Source organism: Chitinophaga qingshengii (assembly GCF_014529935.1).
In the GTDB taxonomy this organism is placed as follows: Bacteria; Bacteroidota; Bacteroidia; order Chitinophagales; family Chitinophagaceae; genus Chitinophaga; species Chitinophaga qingshengii.
Genome location: NZ_JACVFC010000011.1, coordinates 1 through 1,097, shown reverse-complemented (window position 1 = coordinate 1,097; position 1,097 = coordinate 1). Strand labels below are relative to the sequence as shown.

The window sequence follows — 1,097 nt, the reverse complement described above, 5'->3', positions numbered from 1 at the left end:
GAGATCTGTCGAGAGCATGGGATCAGCCAACCTACTTTTTACCAGTGGAAAAGCAAGTATTCCGGCATGGACGCCAACCAGCTTAAAAAACTGAAAGACATGGAAGCAGAACTTGCTCAATACAAGAAAATTGTGGCAGAACAAACGCTCCAGATCACAGTCCTAAAGGATGTAATAGAAAAAAAGCTCTAGGGCCTGCCCAGAAGCGCGAGCTGGTGGATTATTCCCACAATGCTTATGGGATGAGTTATAGGCAGGCCTTCAAACTGTTTTGTATTGTTCCATCTGTCTACTATTATGAGGCGGTTCCCAAAGCTTCAGATCAGGAGATCAGGGATAAACTCAGTGAGTTGGCTGATGTTAACCAGCGATGGGGATTCTGGATGATGCATCATTATTTACGCAACTGCAATCACCAATGGAATCATAAGCGTGTTTACAGGATCTATACGGAAATGGGACTTAACCTTCGTCGCAAGCGCAGGAAACGCCTTCCGGCAAGAGTAATGGAACCGCTACTACAACCCATCCGGCCCAATATAACCTGGTCTATGGATTTTATGCATGATACCTTGCAGAACGGCATAACTTTTCGCTCTTTGAACGTAATCGACGACTACAACCGGGAAGCTCTTTGTTTGGCGATAGATACGTCTTTGCCCTGTAAAAGAGTGGTTAGGGAGCTGGAAAAGCTAATAGCCTGGCGTGGCAGCCCAACGAGAATCAGAATTGATAACGGTCCGGAATTTGTTGCTGAAGCCCTCCGCAGCTGGGCTATGGATAAAAAAATTGATTTAAAATTCATCGAAAAAGGCAAACCGCAGCAGAATGGCTACATGGAAAGGTTCAACAGAAGCTTCCGCGAGGAGGTATTGGATGCATATCAATTTACCAGATTAGCCGAAGCTCAATTAATGGCAACGGCCTGGATGTGGATATACAATAACCAACGCCCTCACAAATCACTTGGTTATAAAACACCAATGTCCTTCCTGCTGCAACACCAGAAGATCGATTGGTTCCCAACCATACAGAAAGATCGGGACTGTGATTGGAAAATGTTAGTTTCAAGTGTTACTAATTAGGGTGAGCTTACA

At 44.8% G+C, this 1,097-nt stretch carries 2 protein-coding genes; both read left to right on the top strand.

Going from position 1 to position 1,097, the window contains the following annotated elements; genetic code table 11:
• On the top strand, positions 1-192 hold a 192-nt coding region (locus ICL07_RS32135), incomplete at its 5' end, for a transposase (protein ID WP_188092162.1).
• Positions 193-215: 23 nt separating this feature from the next.
• Positions 216-1,085: an IS3 family transposase gene (locus ICL07_RS32130; protein WP_188092161.1), complete on the top strand. Its 870-nt coding sequence runs from the start codon at positions 216-218 to the stop codon at positions 1,083-1,085.
• Positions 1,086-1,097 lie beyond the last annotated feature (12 nt).